The sequence below is a fragment of the Ensifer sp. genome (assembly GCF_035999135.1).
Classification (GTDB): Bacteria; Pseudomonadota; Alphaproteobacteria; order Rhizobiales; family Rhizobiaceae; genus Ensifer.
The window spans coordinates 14,873-36,610 of record NZ_DASYGZ010000130.1 but is presented as its reverse complement, the minus strand read 5'-3'; the positions used below and the strand labels follow the sequence as shown (position 1 = coordinate 36,610).

Annotated in this window: 25 protein-coding genes; 13 read left to right on the top strand and 12 right to left on the bottom strand. The window is 62.8% G+C overall.

The window, feature by feature from the left end; all coding sequences use genetic code 11:
* From plsY to VGO12_RS15975, 3 genes are all read right to left on the bottom strand, one after another.
* A partial coding sequence (gene plsY / locus VGO12_RS15985) for a glycerol-3-phosphate 1-O-acyltransferase PlsY (protein ID WP_327513728.1) occupies positions 1-555 on the bottom strand: 555 nt, incomplete at its 3' end.
* 30 nt (positions 556-585) lie between these two features.
* Positions 586-1,878 (bottom strand): dihydroorotase, encoded by a 1,293-nt coding sequence (locus tag VGO12_RS15980; protein WP_327513727.1) that lies wholly within the window; start codon positions 1,876-1,878, stop codon positions 586-588.
* Positions 1,875-2,816 carry an aspartate carbamoyltransferase catalytic subunit gene (locus VGO12_RS15975; protein WP_327513726.1) on the bottom strand — a complete coding sequence of 314 codons (942 nt, stop codon included), beginning with the start codon at positions 2,814-2,816 and terminating at the stop codon, positions 1,875-1,877. The genes VGO12_RS15980 and VGO12_RS15975 overlap by 4 nt, the downstream gene beginning before the upstream one ends.
* 157 nt (positions 2,817-2,973) lie before the next feature.
* On the opposite strand from VGO12_RS15975, the gene VGO12_RS15970 reads away from it, so the two are divergent.
* Entirely contained in the window at positions 2,974-4,626 is a 1,653-nt protein-coding gene (locus VGO12_RS15970) for an acyl-CoA dehydrogenase family protein (RefSeq protein WP_327513725.1), read from the top strand.
* A 47-nt stretch (positions 4,627-4,673) separates the two neighbouring features.
* Here the strand turns inward: VGO12_RS15970 and VGO12_RS15965 are convergent, their stop codons facing one another.
* Positions 4,674-5,609 carry an AEC family transporter gene (locus VGO12_RS15965; protein ID WP_327513724.1) on the bottom strand — a complete coding sequence of 312 codons (936 nt, stop codon included), beginning with the start codon at positions 5,607-5,609 and terminating at the stop codon, positions 4,674-4,676.
* Between the two features lie 376 nt (positions 5,610-5,985).
* Between VGO12_RS15965 and VGO12_RS15960 the strand changes: the two genes are divergently transcribed.
* The gene (locus VGO12_RS15960) at positions 5,986-6,327 is read left to right on the top strand and encodes a DUF6105 family protein (protein WP_327513723.1); all 342 of its coding nucleotides are present in this window, start codon (positions 5,986-5,988) and stop codon (positions 6,325-6,327) included.
* On the opposite strand, the gene ruvX is transcribed toward VGO12_RS15960, so the two are convergent.
* Complete coding sequence (ruvX, locus tag VGO12_RS15955) at positions 6,273-6,758, bottom strand: Holliday junction resolvase RuvX (RefSeq protein ID WP_327513722.1); 486 nt, start codon at positions 6,756-6,758, stop codon at positions 6,273-6,275. The two genes, VGO12_RS15960 and ruvX, sit on opposite strands and share 55 nt — an antisense overlap.
* Before the next feature lie 81 nt (positions 6,759-6,839).
* On the opposite strand from ruvX, the gene VGO12_RS15950 reads away from it, so the two are divergent.
* From VGO12_RS15950 to VGO12_RS15930, 5 genes are all read left to right on the top strand, one after another.
* Positions 6,840-7,544, top strand: coding sequence for a metal-dependent hydrolase (locus VGO12_RS15950; protein ID WP_327513721.1), 705 nt, complete (start codon positions 6,840-6,842; stop codon positions 7,542-7,544).
* Positions 7,545-7,653: 109 nt separating this feature from the next.
* A complete protein-coding gene (gene gatC, locus VGO12_RS15945) occupies positions 7,654-7,941 on the top strand; it encodes an Asp-tRNA(Asn)/Glu-tRNA(Gln) amidotransferase subunit GatC (protein WP_327497113.1) in 288 nt (95 codons plus the stop codon).
* Between the two features lie 50 nt (positions 7,942-7,991).
* Entirely contained in the window at positions 7,992-9,473 is a 1,482-nt protein-coding gene (gene gatA / locus VGO12_RS15940) for an Asp-tRNA(Asn)/Glu-tRNA(Gln) amidotransferase subunit GatA (protein WP_327513720.1), read from the top strand.
* A gap of 86 nt (positions 9,474-9,559) precedes the next feature.
* Positions 9,560-10,051 (top strand): GNAT family N-acetyltransferase, encoded by a 492-nt coding sequence (locus VGO12_RS15935; RefSeq protein ID WP_327513719.1) that lies wholly within the window; start codon positions 9,560-9,562, stop codon positions 10,049-10,051.
* Between the two features lie 125 nt (positions 10,052-10,176).
* The gene (locus tag VGO12_RS15930; RefSeq protein ID WP_327513718.1) at positions 10,177-11,610 is read left to right on the top strand and encodes a diguanylate cyclase; all 1,434 of its coding nucleotides are present in this window, start codon (positions 10,177-10,179) and stop codon (positions 11,608-11,610) included.
* A 95-nt stretch (positions 11,611-11,705) separates the two neighbouring features.
* Here the strand turns inward: VGO12_RS15930 and VGO12_RS15925 are convergent, their stop codons facing one another.
* Both VGO12_RS15925 and VGO12_RS15920 read right to left on the bottom strand, forming a co-directional pair.
* The gene (locus tag VGO12_RS15925; RefSeq protein ID WP_327513717.1) at positions 11,706-11,960 is read right to left on the bottom strand and encodes a YjhX family toxin; all 255 of its coding nucleotides are present in this window, start codon (positions 11,958-11,960) and stop codon (positions 11,706-11,708) included.
* A 207-nt stretch (positions 11,961-12,167) separates the two neighbouring features.
* Entirely contained in the window at positions 12,168-12,446 is a 279-nt protein-coding gene (locus tag VGO12_RS15920; protein WP_327513716.1) for a DUF1294 domain-containing protein, read from the bottom strand.
* 160 nt (positions 12,447-12,606) lie between these two features.
* Here VGO12_RS15920 and gatB point away from each other — a divergent pair, with 160 nt between their 5' ends.
* From gatB to VGO12_RS15895, 5 genes are all read left to right on the top strand, one after another.
* On the top strand, positions 12,607-14,109 hold the full coding sequence (gatB, locus tag VGO12_RS15915; protein WP_327513715.1) for an Asp-tRNA(Asn)/Glu-tRNA(Gln) amidotransferase subunit GatB: 1,503 nt from the start codon (positions 12,607-12,609) through the stop codon (positions 14,107-14,109).
* 3 nt (positions 14,110-14,112) lie between these two features.
* Entirely contained in the window at positions 14,113-14,613 is a 501-nt protein-coding gene (locus tag VGO12_RS15910) for a GNAT family N-acetyltransferase (RefSeq protein WP_327513714.1), read from the top strand.
* A 122-nt stretch (positions 14,614-14,735) separates the two neighbouring features.
* A complete protein-coding gene (locus tag VGO12_RS15905) occupies positions 14,736-15,206 on the top strand; it encodes a GNAT family N-acetyltransferase (protein WP_327513713.1) in 471 nt (156 codons plus the stop codon).
* A 103-nt stretch (positions 15,207-15,309) separates the two neighbouring features.
* Positions 15,310-15,708 (top strand): NADH:ubiquinone oxidoreductase subunit NDUFA12, encoded by a 399-nt coding sequence (locus VGO12_RS15900; protein ID WP_327513730.1) that lies wholly within the window; start codon positions 15,310-15,312, stop codon positions 15,706-15,708.
* 124 nt (positions 15,709-15,832) lie between these two features.
* Complete coding sequence (locus VGO12_RS15895) at positions 15,833-16,285, top strand: DUF2155 domain-containing protein (RefSeq protein ID WP_327513712.1); 453 nt, start codon at positions 15,833-15,835, stop codon at positions 16,283-16,285.
* Positions 16,286-16,428: 143 nt separating this feature from the next.
* Here the strand turns inward: VGO12_RS15895 and aat are convergent, their stop codons facing one another.
* From aat to VGO12_RS15870, 5 genes are all read right to left on the bottom strand, one after another.
* Entirely contained in the window at positions 16,429-17,043 is a 615-nt protein-coding gene (gene aat, locus VGO12_RS15890; protein ID WP_327513711.1) for a leucyl/phenylalanyl-tRNA--protein transferase, read from the bottom strand.
* Between the two features lie 10 nt (positions 17,044-17,053).
* Positions 17,054-18,397, bottom strand: a complete 1,344-nt coding sequence (gene accC, locus VGO12_RS15885; RefSeq protein ID WP_327513710.1) for an acetyl-CoA carboxylase biotin carboxylase subunit — start codon at positions 18,395-18,397, stop codon at positions 17,054-17,056.
* 12 nt (positions 18,398-18,409) lie between these two features.
* Positions 18,410-18,895 carry an acetyl-CoA carboxylase biotin carboxyl carrier protein gene (gene accB, locus VGO12_RS15880; protein ID WP_327513709.1) on the bottom strand — a complete coding sequence of 162 codons (486 nt, stop codon included), beginning with the start codon at positions 18,893-18,895 and terminating at the stop codon, positions 18,410-18,412.
* A 26-nt stretch (positions 18,896-18,921) separates the two neighbouring features.
* A complete protein-coding gene (gene aroQ / locus VGO12_RS15875) occupies positions 18,922-19,368 on the bottom strand; it encodes a type II 3-dehydroquinate dehydratase (RefSeq protein WP_327513708.1) in 447 nt (148 codons plus the stop codon).
* Between the two features lie 107 nt (positions 19,369-19,475).
* Entirely contained in the window at positions 19,476-20,243 is a 768-nt protein-coding gene (locus tag VGO12_RS15870) for a DsbA family protein (protein WP_327513707.1), read from the bottom strand.
* 231 nt (positions 20,244-20,474) lie between these two features.
* Here VGO12_RS15870 and VGO12_RS15865 point away from each other — a divergent pair, with 231 nt between their 5' ends.
* Positions 20,475-21,632: a pyridoxal phosphate-dependent aminotransferase gene (locus VGO12_RS15865; RefSeq protein ID WP_327513706.1), complete on the top strand. Its 1,158-nt coding sequence runs from the start codon at positions 20,475-20,477 to the stop codon at positions 21,630-21,632.
* The last annotated feature ends 106 nt before the right edge of the window (positions 21,633-21,738 follow it).

Genomic DNA, 21,738 nt, shown 5'->3' with positions numbered 1-21,738 from the left:
GCGATGCTTCACCCAGGTGATCAGGGTCATGAGCGCAAACAGCAGAGCGACTTTCTCGTGTCCTGCAAAGTAGAGTACAACCGGAATGACCGCCGTTGCAACCAGGGCCGAGAGCGACGAGTAACGGCTGATTTTCGCCATGGCGAGCCAGATCGCGGCGAAGACGAGAACCATCCAGGGCACGAGGCCGAGCAGCACGCCGATATAGGTGGCAACACCCTTGCCGCCCTTGAAGCCGAGCCAGACCGGATAGAGGTGGCCGATGAAGGCGGCAAAGCCTGCGGCAATCCCCGCTTCCACGCCCCAGTAGGATGCAATCGCGGCTGCCGCCGTGCCCTTGAGCGCGTCGAGCAACAGGGTCGCTGCCGCCAGCTTCTTGTTGCCGGTGCGCAGCACATTGGTCGCGCCGATATTGCCCGAGCCTATCTTGCGCACGTCGCCGAGCCCCGCCATGCGGGTCAGGATCAGCCCGAACGGGATCGAACCCAGCAGATAGCCGAAGCCCAGGCTCAGAAGCGTCAAGGGCAGCCCGAGCTGCCACGACAATAGATCCACCGGTTCCCCTCCCGCTCGACCTTCGGCCGCTTACGCAGAATGCACAAGCTTGCCGGCAACATAGGTCTGCACAACCCGTCCGGTAAAGCGCGCATTTTCGAATGCCGTGTTCTTGGAGCGCGAGACGATTGCTTCCTTGTGGAGCACCCAGGGCTCGTCGAGATCGATGACCGCGATATCGGCCTTGGCGCCCGGCTTCAGCGTGCCGGCGTCAAGGCCGAAGATCGCAGCCGGACGTGTCGACATGGCGTCGATCAGCCGCATCAGGGGCACCTGGCCGCTGTGATGCAGGCGGAGTGCGGCTGCCGCCAGGGTTTCCAGGCCGATGGCGCCATCGGCCGCGTCGGCGAACGGCAGGCGCTTGGTATCGACGTCCTGCGGATCGTGCGAGGAGACGATGATGTCGATCGTGCCGTCGGCAAGCGCCTCGGCCATCGCGACCCGGTCGTCCTCGCCGCGCAAGGGTGGTGAAAGCTTGAAGAAGCTCCGATATTCGCCGATGTCGTTTTCGTTGAGCGCCAGATTGTTGATCGAGATGCCGCAGGTCACGTTGGCGCCGCGGGCGCGCGCGGTGCGCATGGCCTCGGCCGATTCGGGGACGGAAATCTGCGACGCATGGTAGGCGGCCCGCGTCAGCCCGGCGATGCGCAGGTCGCGCTCGAGCGGGATGATCTCCGCCTCGCGCGGGATCCCGGAAAGGCCGAGCCAGCTGGCGAGCAGGCCTTCATGCATCACGCCATTGGCGCCGAGATACTTGTCGCGCGTCTCGAGCGCGATGACCGCGCCGAATTCGCGGGCATAGGTCATGGCGCGGCGCAGCACCAGCGTGTCGTGGATCGGGCGGCGGCCGTTGGTGAAGCAGACGGCACCGGCTTCGCGCAGGAGGCCGAACTCGGTCATTTCTTCGCCGGCAAGGTCCTTGGTGAGTGCTGCGGCCGGATGCACGTTGACCAGCGCCTTGTCGTGCGCCGTCTTCTTTACGTATTCGACGAGCGCGATGTCGTCGATAACAGGGTCGGTGTCGGGCATGGCGATGAAGGTGGTGACGCCGCCGGAAGCGGCCGCCCGAGAGGCGGACTCGAAAGTTTCGCGGTGCTCGCTGCCCGGTTCGCCGACGAAGACGCGGGCGTCGACAAGGCCGGGAACGGCGGTGAGGCCAGCGCAGTCCTTGACGAAAGCGCCATCCGGAACGCCCTGGTTCTGGGCGTCGGCGCCGGCTGCGAGTATCCGGCCGTCGTTGCCGACGATGATGGTGCCGACTTCATCGAGATTGCGCGAGGGGTCGATGATACGAAGGTTCTTCAGAACGAGTGGTCTGGTCATAGGCGCGGCCCCTGGTTCTGCGAGAGAAGCAGCGTTTCCATGACTGCCATGCGCACGGCAACGCCCATCTCGACCTGCTGTTCGATCACGCTCTGTGGACCGTCGGCGATTTCCGAGGCGATCTCGACGCCGCGGTTCATCGGCCCGGGGTGCATGACGAGCGCATCCTCCTTGGCCGCCTTCAGCTTCTCCGCATCGAGCCCGAAATAGTGGAAGTATTCGCGAACCGACGGCACGAAGGAACCGGCCATGCGCTCGCGCTGCAGGCGCAGCATCATCACGACATCCGCATCCTTCAGGCCCTCAGCCATCGAGTGATAGACCTCTACGCCCATGTCGGCGATCCCGGACGGAAGCAGCGTCGCCGGTGCGACGACGCGGACGCGCGCACCCATCTGGTTGAGCAGCAGGATGTTGGAGCGCGCCACGCGCGAATGCAGCACGTCGCCGCAGATCGCCACGATGATGCGCGACAGCTTGCCCTTGGCGCGGCGGATGGTGAGCGCATCGAGCAGCGCCTGCGTCGGGTGCTCGTGCTGACCGTCGCCGGCGTTGACGACGGAGCAGGAGACCTTCTGCGCGAGAAGCGCCGCGGCGCCGGCCGACGAGTGGCGCACCACAAGCACATCCGGGTGCATGGCGTTGAGGGTCATCGCCGTGTCGATCAGCGTCTCGCCCTTCTTTACCGAGGAGTTGCCGACCGACATGTTCATCACGTCGGCGCCAAGCCGCTTGCCGGCGAGCTCGAAGGAGGACTGGGTCCGGGTCGAGGCCTCGAAGAAGAGGTTGATCTGCGTCAGCCCCCGAAGCGTAGACGTCTTCTTTTCTCTCTGACGGGAGATTTGGACGGCTTCGTCGGCGCGATCGAGCAGGTAGGTGATATCCTGCTCCGTGAGCCCCTTGATGCCGAGCAGGTGGCGATGCGGGAAAGTGATCATGGGCCGCCCTTGCGCTCTTTAAAATTCGTCGCTCTATAAGACCTGGCCCCCGGCACGGCAAGGCTTGGGCGTCACCGTCCGCAGAAAACTTGCGACAGCCATCCTATCTTTTTCGCGCCCCGTTCCGTGGCCGGGAAACTTGCGCTAGAACCGGCCCATGAATCAGATGAACCGGACTGAACAGAAACTCGCCGAGCTGAACCAGCCCAAGCCCTGGTCCGGTGTCAACGCCTATCGTTCCGACCCGCTCGTCGTGGATATCACGTCGAGCATGAGCAAGACGTTGCGCGACGAGTTCGACGTGCTCGGCCGGTACGTCACCTCGCCCGAGGCGCAGGAATTGGCGCGCATGGCGAACGAAGGTCCGCCGAAGCTGAAGACGCATGGACCCCGCGGCGAGCGCCTGGATGTGGTCGAGTTCCATCCGGCCTGGCACGCACTGATGCGTCGCTCCATGGGATCGGGCCTGCATTCGTCCGCCTGGGAGAACCTGGCCGAGGAGCGCAACCAGTCACACAAGGTCCGCGCCATCCGGTTCTATCTGACGGCGCAGCTCGAATGCGGCCATCTCTGCCCGTTGACGATGACCAGTGCATCGCTTGCGGCGATCACCGCGTCGCCGGCGGTGCAGAAGGAGTGGGCGCCGAAGATCCTGTCGCGCAAGTACGATTCCACCAATCGTCCCTGGATGCAGAAGTCTGCGGTCACCGTCGGCATGGGCATGACGGAGAAGCAGGGCGGCACCGACGTGCGCGCCAATACCTCGACAGCTGAACGGGTGGGCGAGGGCATCTACCGGCTGAATGGTCACAAGTGGTTCATGTCGGCGCCGATGAGCGACGCCTTCGTCATGCTGGCGCAGACCCGCGAGGGCCTTGGCTGCTTCCTCGTGCCACGACTGCTCGAGGACGGCAGCGCCAACGGACTGCGCTTCCAGCGCCTGAAGGACAAGCTCGGCAATCGCTCCAACGCGTCCTCCGAGGTCGAGTTCTCCGATACGTTCGGTTTTATCCTCGGCGCGCCCGACGGCGGGATCCGCACGATCCTCGACATGGTGACACTGACCCGGCTCGACTGTGCGCTCGCGTCGGCCGGCATGATGCGGGCTTCGCTTGCCGAAGCCGTGCACCACACCCGTGGCCGCAAGGTGTTCGGCAAGCCGCTCGCCAGCCAACCGATGATGACGCGCGTGCTCGCCGACATGGCGCTCGATGTCGCGGCGGCAAGCGCCCTTTCGTTCCGGCTGGCCGAAGCGTTCGACAGGGCCCGCAACAGCCCGGAAGACGCGGCCTACGCGCGCATCATGACGCCCGTTGCCAAATACTGGGCCTGCAAAATCGCGCCTGCACTGATCTATGAGGCGATGGAGTGCCTTGGCGGCAATGGCTACGTCGAGGAGCGGGCGCTCGCCCGCCACTACCGCGAAGCGCCTGTCAATGCCATCTGGGAAGGGTCCGGCAACGTCATGGCGCTCGACGTGCTGCGGGTGCTCGCCAAGGGCAAGGATCTGTTCGAGCAGCTCTTCGTCGTTCTCGCCCGCGACCTCGGACCCTCCGGTCGCAAGACGATCGACGTGCTTCGCGCGGCGATGTCGCTGTGCGAGCGGGATGAGGGTGCGGCCCGCATGCTGGTCGAGCAACTGGCGCTCGCCGCTGCCGCCGCCGAACTTTATCGCCTCGGCGCCGGGCGCATCGCCGATGCGTTCCTGGAATCACGCCTGGCTGCCGGCTGGCGCTCGACCTACGGCATGCTCGATTCACGCTTCGATTCCGCCTACATCCTCGACCTCCTCTATCCCCCTGCGACATAGTCGTCAGGTCCCCCGCGACGTAGTCGTCGGGTCGTGCGACGTGGTCGTCAATTGCTTGCGACGTAGGCCGTGAGAAGAAGGACGAGCGGGATCGTGAAGAACGAAACCACGGTCTGGACGGTGGCCACGGCCGCGTAAAGCTCGGCATCGCCACCCATCTGTTTGGCGAGCAGATAGCCGTTCATCGCCGTCGGTACCGCCGCGCCAAGGGCAATGACGAGAAGCGCGTCGCCGCGAATGCCGAGCATATAGCTCGCGCTCACCATGAAGACCGGCATGACGATCAGCTTGAGGAAAACGGCAAGCAGCGCGACGGCGCTCGGCCTCAGCGCGTCCGACGCACGCAAGCCCGCGCCGACCATCACCAGGCCGAGGCTGAGTGACGCGCTCGCCAGCATCTCGATGGTGGCCATCAGCGGGCTGTAGATCTTCAGTCCGATCAGGTTGACGAAAATTCCGAGCACCGAAGACACGATGATCGGGTTGGTGGCGATCTTCATGAAGAAGCGGCGAAAGTCACGGCTTCCGCCGGTGAACCAGACGAGCACGGCAATATTGTAGAGATTGGTCGGGATGATCAGCAGCGTCATCAACAGTGCGGTCAGGGTCAGGCCGAGCTGCCCGTAGAGCTTGTGGGCGATCGCAAGCGCCATGAAGCCGTTCCACCTTGTTGCGGTCTGGAACGTCGACGTGAAGGACGCTGCGGAGATGTTGCGGTTTTTAAGCGCAGGCCAAAGCAGGAGCACGAAGAGGGACATCAGGCTGACGCTGCCGATCGTAGCGACGGCGGTGGCGTCCGCCTGCAATCCGGCAAAGTCGGCTTCGGCCAGGGTCGAGAACAAAAGGGCAGGGAACAGGATGAAGTAGCCGAACTGCTCGAGCCCGAGCCAGAGGTTCTGGTCGACGAGCGTCGAGCGCTTGAGCCAGGCGCCGAGAAGCACAAGGAGGAAGACGGGAAGGATGCTTTCGAAGACGACGGTCATGGGAGAGGGCCTGCATGCGGGATGTCTATCGCTACCGCAAATCCGGTCGGACCGGAATGGTGTTGCAGCGCGAAGGCGGAAGATCGGGGGACCCCAATGCCTGTGGGGCGCGTGAGCCGGCAGCCTGTGAAAATTAACCTTAACAATTGGTTTACGTTGCGCGGGCCCCGGCAAGGAGGGACACTGCACCGGTAATCTAATGGATTCCGGAACGGAGCGGTTCGGTGAGAACTGGTCTTTTGATCATCATGATGATGTTTTTTGCCGGACTGGCGCTCGATATCGCAGTTCCTGCGGCGGTCCTCATGGCCGTCGTTCTCGCGGACCGTGCGATTTATCCGCTGGTCTCCCGGCATATGTTGGAAAGGGGAGCCGCATGAAGTGGTTTCTGATCCTGTGGGGTGGACCGGTGCTGCTGCTGACCAGCTGGTACAGTCTTTCCTATTACGACATGAGTTTCGGTTTTTTCATGCTGACGCGGCAGACCCATGACCTGGTTTTCCAGGTCTATGGCAACGTGCTCGGCATCCCACCGGAAACGATCCCGCCGCTCGTCGCCCGCGCGATCGTCGTCGACAGTCTGATCGTTTTCGCCATCGTCGGTTTCCGCAAGCGCCGCCAGATCGCGGCCTGGTACCGGCGCCGGTTCGGCGCGCCAGTCGCTCAGTCCGAGAGGCCGCCTCTTGCAAGCGACGCCAGCCTGTCGAGCGCGCCCTGAAGAATGAAGGAGGCCGCGGCCGAATCGATGCGTTGGGCCCGCTTCTTTCGCGAAACATCCATCTCGATCAGCACCCGCTCGGCCGCCACGGTCGAGAGCCTTTCGTCCCAGAAGACGAAGGGCAGGGGTGTCTTTTGCTCCATGTTGCGAACAAAGGCGCGCGTTGCCTGACAGCGCGGTCCTTCGCTGCCGTCCATGTTGACGGGCAGGCCGATGACGAAGGCCGCGACCTTTTCTTTCGCTGCTGCCAACAGCAGCGCTTCGGCGTCCACGCCGAACTTGACCCGGCGGATCACCTCGCGTGGCGTCGCGATGCGACGGCCGAGATCGGAGACCGAGAGGCCGATCGTTTTCGTGCCGAGGTCCAGACCGGCGACCGGCTGGTTGGGCTGAAGCTGGGACGCCAGGTCTTCGATGGTGAGAATTGCCATGGGAATGTCGATTCGATCTTTGCGCTGGGGACTGTCTGTTCCATATGCTGTTGCGACACGTAAATCATCAGGGAGAACGTCATGAAGATCAAATGGCTCGGCCACGCCGCCTTTCACATCGAGACGGCCAAGTCGAAAATCCTGATCGACCCCTTCTTCACCGGCAATCCTTCCTTCCGTGACGAGGAGCGCCGTGATGCGACCGCGGGCCTGACCCACATTCTGCTGACCCACGGCCATGGCGACCACGTCGGCGACACGATCGCGATCGCCAAGGAGACGGGAGCGACCGTCGTTGCCAATGCTGATCTCTGCGCCTGGCTTGGGCACCATGGCGTCAAGGCGCTCGAAATGGGCAACACCGGCGGCACCATCCATCTCGGCGGCTTTTCCACGACCTTCGTCAACGCGCTGCATTCCTCGGCGCAGCTGACCGAGGACGGCGTCTCCCATTCGCTCGGCAATGCCAACGGCCTGGTGCTGCATTTCGAGGATGAGCCGACGCTCTATCACATGGGCGACACGGACATTTTTTCCGACATGGCGCTGATCGACGAACTGCATCAGCCGGAAATCGGCATCGTGCCGATCGGCGACCGTTTCACCATGGGTGGTGCCGTCGCGGCACTCGCCTGCCAGCGCTTCTTCAAGTTCGCAACCGCGATCCCCTGCCACTACGGGTCGTTCCCGATCATCGACCAGACGCCTGCGACGTTCGTTGCCGGCATGGAAAGCGCGTCGACGAAGGTCGCCGCGCCTCAGGTCGGCGGCATCGTCGAGGTCTGATGGTGCCGAGGGCCTTTTGACGACAGGCCCGGCACTCCGGCATTTCCCCCGTTGCGTGGCTCGCGCTGCGCCATTATAGCGGGGGAAGTTCCAGTTACCGGAGACGATCATGTCCGTAGACCTTGCCACCGTGAAGCGCGTCGCGCGCCTTGCCCGTATCGCCGTCAGCGAAGAAGAAGCCGAACGGATGATGGGCGAGCTCAATGGCATCCTCGGTTTTGTCGAGCAGCTCTCCGAAGTCAATGTCGATGGCGTCGAGCCGATGACCTCGGTCACGCCGATGGAGATGAAGAAGCGCACGGACAATGTTTCGGACGGCAACAAGGCGGACGACATCGTCGCCAATGCGCCGAATTCGGACCGCAATTTCTTCCTCGTTCCGAAGGTGGTCGAGTAACAGCCCGCCAGCCGCCCCGACGTTCCCGATTGCGAAAGCCCGATTTCACCATGACCGACCTGACCAGCCTGACGATTGCCGAAGCCCGCACCAAGCTTGGCGCCAAGGAAATCACCGCCGTCGAACTGACCGACGCCTACATCGGCGCGATCGATGCCGCCAATGAGGCGATCAACGCCTATATCACCGTCACGCCGGACAAGGCGCGCGAAATGGCCAAGGCCTCGGATGCGCGCATTGCCGCCGGCAAGGCCGGTGCACTCGAAGGCATTCCGCTCGGCATCAAGGACCTCTTCGCCACCGAAGGCGTGCACACCCAGGCCTGCAGCCACATCCTCGACGGCTTCGCGCCGCGCTACGAATCGACCGTCACCCAGAACCTGTGGAACGACGGCGCCGTCATGCTCGGCAAGCTGAACATGGACGAATTCGCCATGGGCTCGTCGAACGAGACGTCCTACTACGGCGCGGTCAAGAACCCCTGGCGTGCCAAGGGCTCCAATCTGGATCTCGTGCCGGGTGGTTCGTCCGGTGGTTCCGCCGCAGCCGTTGCCGCGCATCTCTGCGCCGGCGCGACCGCCACCGATACCGGCGGTTCCATCCGCCAGCCTGCCGCCTTCACCGGCACCGTCGGCATCAAGCCGACCTACGGCCGCTGCTCGCGCTGGGGCACCGTCGCTTTCGCCTCGTCGCTCGACCAGGCCGGCCCGATCGCCCGTGACGTGCGCGACGCCGCGATCCTCCTGAAGTCGATGGCAAGCGTCGACGCCAAGGACACGACCTCCGTCGACCTGCCGGTTCCGGATTACGAAGCCTCGATCGGCAAGTCGATCAAGGGCATGAAGATCGGCATCCCGCGCGAATACCGCGTCGACGGCATGCCGGAGGAGATCGAAGCGCTTTGGCAGCAGGGCATTGCCTGGCTGAAGGAGGCCGGCGCCGAGATCGTCGATATCACCCTGCCGCACACGAAATACGCGCTGCCGGCCTACTACATCGTCGCTCCGGCCGAGGCCTCCTCGAACCTCGCCCGCTACGACGGCGTGCGCTACGGCCTGCGCGTCGACGGCAAGGACATCGTCGACATGTACGAAAAGACCCGTGCGGCCGGGTTCGGCCACGAGGTCAAGCGCCGCATCATGATTGGCACCTACGTGCTGTCGGCCGGCTACTACGACGCCTATTACCTGCAGGCGCAGAAGGTTCGCACCCTGATCAAGCGTGACTTCGAACTGGCGTTCCACGCCGGCGTCGACGCGATCCTGACGCCGGCGACGCCGTCGTCGGCCTTCGGTATCGCCGACGAGGATCTCGCCGCCGATCCGGTCAAGATGTACCTGAACGACATCTTCACGGTGACCGTGAACATGGCCGGTCTTCCGGGAATCGCGGTGCCTGGCGGCCTCGACCACAAGGGCCTGCCGCTCGGCCTGCAGCTAATCGGCAAGCCCTTCGAGGAGGAGACGCTGTTCAAGACCGCCCATGTGATCGAACAGGCGGCCGGTCGCTTTACCCCCGCCAGGTGGTGGTAAGATTTCAGGTGGCGGTGCCGACAAGGCGCCGCCATTCTTCGTTTTGAACGTTGCCATTCACTGTCGTCGCGCAAGGAGCCCGCGCCATGCCGGTTATCCGCCACGCCCGCGCCGGTGACGTCAACCGCCTGACGGCGATCGGACTTGGCGCGTGGCAATCGGCGATCGCCGGCCTTGCCGATGGCGAGAGGATGCGACGGGTCGCGGAGGCTTCGTTTTCCCGCTTCCTTTCGGATCACTGGCTTTCCGTCCTGCTCATCGAAGCCGATGGCGACATCCGCGGCTGGGCGGCGCGCGAAAACTTCGACAACGCGATTTCGGACCTGTGGGTCGAGCCCCCTGCGCAGGGCAGAGGTTTCGGCGCGCTTCTGCTCGCCGAGATCGAGGGCCGCATCGGAGGGGACGGCTTCGACACCGTGACCACCAAGACCCACGCCCGCAACGATCCGGCCGTGCGCTTCTTCCGCAAGCGCTGCTACGGGGTAAGCTGGCTTTCGACGGCCTACGCGCCGCAACTCGACAGCAACGTCGAGTTTATCGGCCTCAGCAAATCCCTCCAAACGCACGCAGAGCGCTGATCCTGCTTTAAAGCAGGGCTGTCATCCGGAAATGGCGCTGGCGCATTCACATCTCATTCATTAGGCCCGTGAAATATTATGGGTTATGAATGTGCGGGGGCACCGCGGGGGAACGCTTGTTACAGATGCTGGAGAGGACGGTCGCGCGACCGTTGGTTCTGAGACCCTTCCATCACTCTTTTTGGATTGCCGGCCTCGGCCTGATCGTTTTTGTCGCTTGCGTGCTCGGCATCCTCAGTCGCCCGGTCGGCATGCTCGCCTCGATCTGGCCGGCCAATGCCATCCTTCTCGGACTTCTCGTTCGGAATCCGTCGCTTGCATCCCCGGCCGGCTGGCTTACCGCGGCATTGGCCTATGTGCTCGCCGACCTCGTCACGGGAGCGGACCTCACGCAGGCAATTTCGCTGAATGCCGCAAACATGGTCGGTGTGGTCATCGGCTACGCACTTTTCGCAAGGCTCTCGAGCGAACACCGGCATTTGCGCCGACCGCTCTCGGTGCTCCATGTTTTTGCCAACGCCTCCCTGGCGGCAATCGGTGCCGCGATCGTGGGCGCCGTCGCCGTGCATGCGGCATTCGCAGCGCCTCTGCCTGATGCCTTCGTTGCCTGGCTGACGACTGAACTCGTCAACTACGTCGTCATCCTGCCTGTCTTCCTGGCAGCGCCGATCTCCAGCGACGGTTCGGGCACCCGCGCCGTATCGATCGTGGCCTCGACAAGAGCCGGCAGTCCCTGGCCGCTGGTTGCACTGGTTGCTTCCTGCGCCGCTGCACTGGCGATCGGCGGGCCGGGCGCTCTCGCCTTTCCGGTGCCGGCGCTTCTGTGGTGCTCCCTGACCTATGGATTGTTCTGCGTGACAGTGCTGACGGCGATCGTCGGTGTGCTGACCCAGATCGCCGTCGCATCCGGAGCCCTGCATCTTGGTGCCAGCAGCCTTGCCGAGGTGACGCTGACGTCGACTCGGCTGGGAACAACGCTGCTCGCTCTCTGTCCCCTGACGGTTGCCAGCGTCGACGCCGCGCGGCGCGCCTTGATCGGGCGTTTGTCCCACGCGGTCGACTACGATTTCCTGACGCAATGCCTGGCACGCTCGGCATTCATGTCCCGCGCCGCCGCGTTGGTGGCAGCACCCGCGGCGCGCAGAAGCGGAACGGTCGTGATGATGCTCGATATCGATCGCTTCAAGGCGATCAACGACACCCACGGCCACGCCGTGGGGGATCGCGTGCTGACGGCGGTCGCGCGTGTCGTTCGAACGGCACTGCGCGGCGATGATCTTTTTGGCCGGCTTGGTGGCGAGGAGTTCGCCGTCGTGCTCGTCCGCCAGTCCCATGCAGACGCACTCAAGGTCGCCGAGCGGCTGCTTGAGGCGGTGCGTGCGCTGGAACTCGACCTGGAGCAGGGCGGCAAACTCTCCGTGACGATCAGCATCGGAGCAGCCGAGGTCTCCTCCGGCGAAGCGGTGCTCGACCGGTTGCTGCTGGCGGCGGACCGCGCCCTCTATCAGGCAAAGGACGCTGGCCGCGATCGCTGTGCTCTGTCTGCAGCCCACGGATGACGTTAGGTCAGCCTGAATTCAGAATGTTGTTCACGTAAGGTGAGAGATAGATACCGGGCATGAAGCATGCCCGGTATTGCGGTGCGCCGATCGCTCTAGCGGTTGTTGAGTTCCGAACGAACCAGCAGCAAGCCGCGTTCCGTGATCCGATAGGGCTTTCCGCCCGAAGACGAGATCGCCTTCTTGCGTTTCAGCTTGCGGAAAAGCTCGAGATCGAAGCCGGGATAGACCCAGCCGTCACGGGTAAAGCACCGGATCTCGGTGATCGCCTTGTCTTCGCGGATGATTTCGATACGGCCGCCCTGGGCCAAATGATGAAGTATGCGCTGTTCTGCGCGCGAGATGTCCATTGTCTGAATGTTCCGGAATAGCGTTCGGAAGAACGCAGGAAAACGTTCCGCAAATCTCTGGAAAAGCGGGGTGACGTTTCCGGCCCGTGCGCGCAATCAAAAGGGATTACGCGGACGGGCTTCACCGGGACTCAGGCGAAGAAAAGAACATCAAAACTCCAAAATAACGGTTGTTTCCTAAAAGACCGCCGCCCGCGCGTCAAGGTGTCATTGCAACACCAGGGTGCCGATGGCTGCCAGAGCCACCTGGAAAACGATGATCACCGCGAGGCGTGTTCGAAACGGTTCCTTGCGGGTCTTATGCCGGAAGATATGGCGCGCCGTCATTGCGCCCGGGCTCCCGCCGAGGAGGGCGACCGTGAGCAGCGTCCGTTCGCTGATGCGCCGCCGGCCGGAGCGCGCCGCCCGTTTGTCGTGCCAGAAGAGCCCGAAGGCGGCGACGTTGATGACAATTGCGAACGAGATGACTGCGGCGACGATGGACATGGCCGAATTCTCGCCGACCGGCGCTAAATGGCGGTTAAGAGATGCGCGCTGCCTGCATGAGATTGCAGATGGCGCCCATGATCCCGCCGAACAACTTGCACCGACCGACCAATTGTTCTACCGAGAAACCAAGAATTCAGGCTTCAAAGAAGAGCATGATATGAGCATTGTCGACGTCCGCACTCCCGATCCCAAACGCTTCATCCCCGGCGCCACCGGCGACTGGGAAGTCATCATCGGCATGGAAGTCCATGCCCAGGTGCTGTCCAATTCGAAGCTGTTCTCGGGCGCCTCGACGGAGTTCGGCAATGCGCCGAATGCGAACGTGTCTCTCGTGGACGCCGCCATGCCCGGCATGCTGCCCGTCATCAACGAGGAATGCGTCCGCCAGGCGGTGCGCACCGGCCTCGGCCTCAAGGCCGTGATCAACAACCGCTCGATCTTCGACCGCAAGAACTACTTCTATCCGGATCTGCCGCAGGGCTACCAGATCTCGCAGTTCAAGGATCCGATCGTCGGTGAGGGCAAGATCGTCATCTCGGTCGGTCCGGACCGCCAGGGCCAGTTCGAGGACGTCGAGATCGGCATCGAGCGCCTGCATCTTGAGCAGGACGCCGGCAAGTCGATGCATGACCAGCATCCGTCGATGTCCTATGTCGATCTCAACCGCTCGGGCGTGGCGCTGATGGAGATTGTCTCCAAGCCCGACATGCGCTCGTCGGACGAGGCCAAGGCCTACATGACGAAGCTGCGTTCGATCGTGCGCTATCTCGGGACCTGCGACGGCAACATGGACGAAGGTTCGATGCGCGCCGACGTCAACGTCTCCGTCCGTCGTCCGGGCGAAGGCTTCGGCACGCGCTGCGAAATCAAGAACGTCAACTCCATCCGCTTCATCGGCCAGGCGATCGAGTACGAGGCGCGCCGCCAGATCGGCATCATCGAAGACGGTGGCGTGATCGACCAGGAGACCCGCCTGTTCGACCCGAACAAGGGCGAGACCCGTTCGATGCGCTCGAAGGAAGATGCGCACGATTACCGCTACTTCCCGGATCCGGATCTGCTGCCGCTTGAATTCGACCAGGCGTTCGTCGATGCGCTGAAGGCCGACCTGCCGGAACTGCCGGACGACAAGAAGGACCGCTTTGTCAGCGCCATGGGCCTGTCGGTCTATGACGCTTCGGTGCTCGTCTCTGAAAAGTCGATTGCCGACTATTTCGAGGCAGTGGCCGAAGGACGCGACGGCAAGATCGCCGCCAACTGGGTCATCAACGACCTTCTCGGCGCCTTGAACAAAGCCGGCAAAGCCATTGAAGAGACTCCGGTTTCGCCGGCCCAGCTCGGCGGCATCATCGATCTGATCAAGGCCGAGACCATCTCGGGCAAGATCGCCAAGGATCTCTTCGAAATCGTCTGGAACGAGGGCGGCGACCCGGCCGAGATCGTCGAAGCGCGCGGCATGAAGCAGGTGACCGACACCGGTGCCATTGAAAAGGCCGTCGACGAGATCATCGCCGCCAATCCGGACCAGGTCGCCAAGGTGCAGGCCAAGCCCTCGCTCGCCGGCTGGTTCGTCGGCCAGGTGATGAAGTCGACCGGTGGCAAGGCCAACCCGCAGGCCGTCCAGGCGCTGGTCAAGGCCAAGCTCGGCATCGAGGAGTAATCGATGTTCTTCGTGCGCACGGCGAGCGAGCGTGATCTGGACAACGTCCGCGCCCTGCTCGTCGAGACGTGGCACGCGACCTATGACACCTTCTACGGTGTCGACAAGGTCAATGAACTGATAGAGCGCTGGCACTCGCTGCCGGCGCTGAAAGCCCGACTTGGGCGCAAGAACGCGGAATTTCTGGTCGCCGACGACGGGCGCCAGCTTGGCGGCATGGGCTTTGCCGCCATGTCCGATGCGCTGCCCAAGACTGCGGTGCTTCACAAGCTCTACGTCCTGCCGAAATTCCAGCGGCAGGGGATCGGCCGCGACATTTTCGCTGAACTCGAGACCTGTTTCCCGGACGCCGCGCGCATGCGCGTCGAGGTCGAGCCGCAGAACCTTCACGCCTTGGCATTCTACCGGAGCCACGGCTTTGCCGAGGCGGGTGAAACCGCCCATTGTGGCGACGAGCAATCCGGACTGCCGGCCATCATCCTTGAGAAACTGCTTCCAGCCTAACCGCTTTCCGCAAGGTCGTTCCCTCAATCTGTGGAAAACCCGGAGGACCAGGGTGCTGTCATCAAGCCGTTACCTTCGGGTGTTTGGTCCGCTGCCGACGAACGATTTTCAGCGGAGGAACCATGGACGCGACGACCGAACTCCTGATCCGTGAGGCCGAGCGCGAAGATCTGGCCGCGATCGTTGCGCTCTTTGCAGGCGACGGTCTCGGCGGACATGGCGACACGACCGATCCTGCCGCCTTTGCGGACTACGTGGCCGCCTTCGAAAAAATCGCCGCCTCGTCACTTCAGACGCTCTATGTGGCCGTTCTTGGCGACGAGGTTGTCGGCACGTTTCAGACGGCGCTGCACACGTCGCTGTCCGGACGCGGCAGCTCCAGCCTGATTGTCGAGGCGGTCCAGACGCGCGAGGACATGCGCGGCCGCAGGATCGGCGAGCGCATGATGCGCCATGCCATTGCCGAGGCGAGGGAGCAGGGAGCAGCCAAGGTGCGGCTGACCTCGAATGCGCTGCGCACCGATGCCCACCGTTTCTACGAAAGGCTCGGTTTCGCGCGCAGTCATTTCGGCTTCCTCATGCCGTTGAAATGAAGGGCCTTGCCTCGGAATCACTGGACAAGCCATGAGCGCCGGGGCATAAGCGGGAACATTGTTTTGGTATCTGGCCGCCTCCCATCGGCCGGTCAAGGACGGCATCATGAAGCTCCTGCTGCAGATTTTCACCTGGTGGAACGAACAGACGATCGGAACGCGCTTTCACACCTGGCGCCACGGTCAGCGCGTCGGTCAGGACGAGCTCGGCAACGTCTACTACCAGGGTGGCAAGGACTCAGAGGGTCGTACGCGTCGCTGGGTGATCTACAACGGTTATGCCGAAGCATCGGCCATTCCGGCCGGCTGGCACGGCTGGATGCATCACCGTACCGACGTATCCCCCGCGGACGAACAGTACGCGCCGCGCGAATGGCAGAAGCCGCACCGCGCCAATCCGACCGGCACGGCCAATGCCTATCGCCCGCAGGGCTCGATCGCGGGCACAGGCAAGCGTCCGCGCGTAACCGGCGACTATGACGCCTGGACGCCGGGCTCCTGAGAAATCTCTCTTCAGCAAGGACGACGGACCGCGGAATGGGTTCCTCGATCATGGCGCGGCCACAATTGATGGTTAGCGCCTGAAACCATCGATGATGACGAGAGCACGCGGGAGACAGGCGATTATGGCAGGTTGTGATTTGCGCCAAGCGATCGGCCAAGCGGCGAAGCGGGCGGGCCTTTGCCTTGTTGCCGCATTGCCGTTGCTCGCATCTGCTGGCGTCGCGGACGCCGCGCGCATCTCCAACGCCGTCGCGGTCTTTTCCGGCATCGACAAGATTACCGGCCGCATCACCACCTTCGACGTCTACATCGGCGAAACGGTCCAATTTGGCGCTCTGCAGGTAACGCCGCGCGTCTGCTACAGCCGTGACGACACCGAGGCGCAGAAGATCACGACCTTCGTCGAGGTCGAGGAAATCACCCTCGACCGCAAGATCCGCCGCATCTTCACCGGCTGGATGTTTGCCGACAGCCCGGGCCTGAATGCGGTGGAGCACCCGGTTTATGACGTCTGGCTGCAATCGTGCAAGGCGACGTCCGAACTGCCGCCGCCGGACACGGCGCAGAAGCGCTAGATCACACCATCGTCCCAGCGAAACAGTGACATGATCGACTCTCTGTTTTCACGCAATTCCGCGCGGAAAGCAGTTGGCCACTCTTCCTCGAATTGCTTTAACGCCGACCATCGCGCAAGCGCGCATCACTCAGGTGAAATGGCTCAGAACGTCAGGTCGGGCGATGCCATCGCATTCGCCAGCATCACTTCGTAGTCCGCCTTCGGTACGTCGACGGCCCCGAATGACTTCAGGTGCTCGGTGGTGAACTGGGTGTCGAGCAATTCGAAGCCACGTGCTTGCAACCGCTCGACCAGATGCACGAGGCAGATCTTGGAGGCGTCGGTGCGGCGCGAGAACATGCTCTCGCCGAAGAAGGCGGATCCCAGAGAGACGCCGTAAAGCCCACCCACCAATCGGCCGCCTTCCCATGCCTCGACGCTGTGCGCATAGCCCATCGTGTGCAGCGTTGCGTAGAGGGTGCGGATCTTGGCGTTGATCCACGTCGTCGGCCGGTCCGGGGCAGGGGCAGCGCAACCGTCCATGACCGCCTCGAAGGCGGTGTTGAAGCGAATGTCGAAGGGTTTCTGGCGGATCGTCTTGGCAAGGCTGCGCGAGACGTGGAAGCCAGTGAGCGGAATGACGCCGCGAATTTCCGGCTCGACCCAGAAGATCTCGGGGTCGTCGGCCGAATCGGCCATCGGGAAGAGGCCGATCGAATAGGCGCGCAGCAGCATGTCCGGGGTAATGTCGGGCTGCTTGCTGCGCGTCCCTTTCAATGTCTGGTCCTTACTCGGACGTCGCGGCCAGATGCTTCTCCAGCCAATGGATGTCATAGTCGCCGTTGGCGATGTCCTGATTGTTGATCAGGTCCTGGAACAAGGGAAGCGTCGTCTTGATGCCGTCAATGACGAATTCGTCGAGCACGCGCCGCAGGCGCATCATGCATTCGACGCGGGTGCGGCCGTGCACGATCAGCTTGCCGATCAGGCTGTCGTAGTATGGCGGGATTCTGTAGCCCTGGTAGGCGCCCGAATCGACGCGAACGCCAAGACCGCCCGGCGCATGGAAATGCGTGATCGTGCCCGGCGAGGGGACGAAGGTGCGCGGATCCTCGGCATTGATGCGGCATTCGATGGCGTGGCCGGAAAACACGATGTCTTCCTGCTTGACCGAGAGCCCGCCGCCGGACGCGACGCGAATCTGCTCGTGCACGAGGTCGATGCCGGTGATCGCTTCGGTGATCGGATGCTCCACCTGCAGGCGCGTGTTCATTTCGATGAAATAGAACTCGCCGTTTTCATAGAGGAATTCGACCGTGCCGGCGCCGCGATACTTCAGCTTCTTCATCGCGTCGGCGCAGATCTGGCCGATCTTCATGCGCTGGTCGACGTTGAGAGCCGGAGAGTTCGCCTCTTCCCAGACCTTCTGGTGGCGGCGCTGCAGCGAGCAGTCGCGTTCACCGAGGTGGACCGCATTGCCGGCGCCATCGCCGACGATCTGGATTTCGATGTGGCGCGGCTTGCCGAGGTACTTTTCCATATAGACGGCGTCGTTGCCGAAGGCTGCAAGCGCTTCGGCACGGGCTGTCGATACGGCTTCTTCGAGGTCAGCCTCGGAGCGAGCGACCTTCATGCCGCGGCCGCCGCCGCCGGCGGTCGCCTTGATCAGCACGGGGAAGCCGATCTTTCGGGCGACTTCGAGCGCGTTTTCCGGCTTCACTTCGCCATCGGAACCCGGAACGACCGGGATGCCAAGCTCCTGCGCCGTCTTCTTGGCGGTGATCTTGTCGCCCATGATGCGGATGTGTTCCGCCGTCGGGCCGATGAAGGTGATGTCGTGCGCCTCAAGGATTTCGGCGAACTTTGCGTTTTCCGACAGGAAGCCGTAGCCCGGATGCACGGCGTCGGCACCGGTGATTTCGCAGGCGGCGACGATCTGGTGAATGTTCAGATAGCTATCGCGCGAGGGTGGCGGACCAATGCAGACGCTCTCGTCGGCAAGCCGCACATGCATGGCGTCGGCGTCGGCCGTGGAGTGAACAGCGACCGTTGCGATGCCGAGCTCTTTGCAGGCCCTGAGCACGCGAAGTGCGATTTCGCCGCGATTGGCAATGAGAATTTTCGAGATCATCGCCGCGCCGCCTTATTCGATTACGATCAGCGGTTCGCCATATTCGACGGGAGCTGCGTCCTGAACGAAGATTTCGGTGACCTTGCCCGAGCGCGGAGCCGGGATCTGGTTCATCGTCTTCATGGCTTCGATGATCAGGATCGTCTGACCTTCCTTGACGGTGGCGCCGACTTCAACGAAGGCGCGCGCACCCGGGGCAGGAGACAGGTAGGCAGTGCCGACCATCGGTGCGGTTACGGCGTTCTTCGACGCGCGCGGGTTCTCTGCTGCCGGAGCAGCAACGGCGTTCGCCGGAGCGACAGCGGCAGGTGCCATCGGGACCTGGTAGGCCGGCATCTGCGGCATGGCCATCGGCATGGCAACGGGTGTGCCGTTGCGCGATACGCGGATGCGCAGGTCGTCCTGCTCGACCTCGATCTCGGTCAGATCGGTGTCCTTGAGAATGTTGGCGAGGTCGCGGATCAGCGCCTGGTCGATACCTGGTTTCTTGTCAGCCATGGAATATGAGCCTCTTGATGTTCTTCTTATTTCGACGGATTTGTCAGGTTCTTTAGCGCATGCAGCGCAAGAATGTAACTCTGCGCGCCGAAACCGCAGATGACGCCTTTGACAGCCGGCGCAATCATCGACTTGTGGCGAAATTCCTCGCGAGCATGGATGTTCGAAAGGTGGAGCTCGACCACGGGTATGCCAATGGCGCGGATGGCGTCATGCAGCGCGATCGAGGTGTGCCCGTAGGCGGCCGGGTTGATTGCGACGCCTGCGGCATCGTTGCCGGCCTCATGCAGCCAGTCGACCAGCGTGCCTTCATGGTTGGATTGACGGAACTCGACCTCGAAGCCGAGTGTCTTGCCTTCCGCTTTGCACATGGCCTCGATATCGGCGAGTGTCTGGCCGCCATAAATACCCGGTTCGCGCTTGCCCAGCGCATTCAGGTTGGGGCCGTTCAGCACGAAAATTGTCGATGGCATAAGGGATTCCGGTCCTGACATGGAGGGTTACCTATAGACCGATGGTCCCGCGAGGAAAAGCCCTTTGGCCCCCCGCGGGATTTGTCCACAGTCATCGGAAGGATTGGTCAGCAGGCAGTCTTGCCGCATTCGCGCATATTGGCGACCCTGCTTTCGATCTCCTCGGCGCCAACGGCCCCGAAGACGGCTTCGTTGCCGATGACATAGGAGGGCGTGCCGGTAATGCCGAGATCGTTGGCAAGGCCATAGGCCTCGCGCACGGCCGCGTCATGCGGCTCCTTTTCCATCTTGGCGCGCAGGTCCTTCTCCGAAACGCCGAGCTTTGCCGCGACGGCAAGCGCAGTCTCTTCCGTGGCACGATCTTCGCCGCCGAGCAGCGCCCGGTGGAAGTCGCCATATTTCTCCGGAGCGACGAGGCGGAATGCGGCACTCACCTTGTGGGCGGCAAGCGAATCCGGACCGAGGATCGGCAGTTCCTTCAAGACGAATCGGACATTCTTGTCCTTGGCGAGGATGTCGTCCATGTCCGAAAGCGCGCGCTTGCAGTAGCCGCAATTGTAATCATAGAACTCGACCACGGTGACATCGCCCTTGGGATTGCCAAGTACCATGTCGTAGTCGGAATTGAAGATCGCCTTCTTGTTCTCGGCAATCGCACCCTCGGCCGCTTCCTGCTGCTTGGCGCGCTGCTTCGTCGTCAGCGCGTCTTGGACTTCGAGCATGATCTCCGGATTGGCGATCAGATACTCCTTGATGAAGGCGCCGATTTCTTCCTTCTGCTTGGCGTCAAGCGCCAGCGCGCTCTGCGGCAGGCTGACGCCGGCCACGAGCGCAGCGAGCGTCCCGGCGGCGATCATCTTGGTTCTGAAACTCATTTCTACCTCGTTGTCCTTGCGTATTCTCTGTGTTGTCCATAGCGGCTTGCCGGGTCGACCGACCGTTCGGAAGGACAACAGCATTCCCTATCCTCAATAGGCCGGCAGCATAGGGTGCGTGTCGCGGAAACGAAACGGCAAAATCGGCGGAAATACGGCACTCGCGGACTTGTGAAGGTCATTTTCATCGGGCAAAGGGCTAGAGAACAGCCGCATATCGAGGATTTCCCGTTGGTAGACTTGTCAAAACGAAGCGACGTCGAACCTTTCCACGCGATGGATGTTCTGGCGGAAGCAACCCGTCGCCGCGATGCCGGGCATCCGGTGATCTCGATGGCCGTCGGCCAACCGGCCCATCCGGCGCCCAAGGCAGCGCTGGAGGCGGCGCGCAAGGCGCTCGATCACGGGCGGCTCGGCTATACCGACGCGCTCGGCACCCTGTCGCTGCGCACGGCCATCGCCCGCCATTACGAGAAGCGCCACGGCATTCGCCTTGATCCGCAGCGGGTCGCGGTCACCACCGGCTCGTCTGCCGGCTTCAATCTCGCATTTCTGGCCCTGTTTGATCCCGGTGATTGTGTCGCCATTGCGCGGCCCGGCTACCCGGCCTACCGCAATATTCTTGCAGCTCTCGGACTGACGGTGGTCGAAGTCGAGGCGAATGCCGAGACAGGCTTTACGCTCACGCCCGAAAGCCTGGCACGGGCGGCGGCAAAGGTTGGACGGCCGTTGAAGGGCGTGCTCCTGGCAAGCCCGGCAAACCCGACGGGCACAGTGACGGGCAGGGCTGGTCTCAAGGCGCTCGCCGATTATTGCCGCTCGGAAAATATCGCCTTCATCTCCGACGAGATCTATCACGGTTTGACCTTTGCCGGCGAAGAGGCAAGCGCCCTTGAAGTCACCGACGAGGTTGTCGTCATCAACTCCTTCTCGAAATACTATTGCATGACCGGATGGCGCATCGGCTGGATGGTGCTTCCGGCCGACAAGGTGCGTGGTTTCGAGCGCATCGCCCAGAGCCTCTATATTTCGCCGCCGGAACTGTCGCAGATCGCTGCGGAGGCAGCACTTGACGCGCACGAGGAACTGGACCGCTACAAGTCCGCCTATGCGGCCAATCGCGAAATGCTGCTGAAGCGCTTGCCGGAGATCGGTTTCTCGATCGCCTCGCCGATGGATGGGGCCTTCTACGCCTATGCGGATGTCAGCCGCTTTACCAATGACAGCATGGCGTTCGCCAGGCGGATGCTGGCCGAGATCAATGTCGCCGCAACGCCGGGCTTCGATTTCGACCCCCTGGAAGGCCATCGCACGATGCGCTTTTCCTATGCGGGTGCTGAGGCCGACATGCTCGAGGCGATGGACCGGATCGCGCACTGGCTGAAGTGACCCCGGATAGCCGGGGCAGGGGTCAGGATCCACCGACCATCATTCAAATGAAAAGGCCCGGAGCGATCCGGGCCTTCATTTTTGAGCGTGTCGTGCAGTGCGGGCT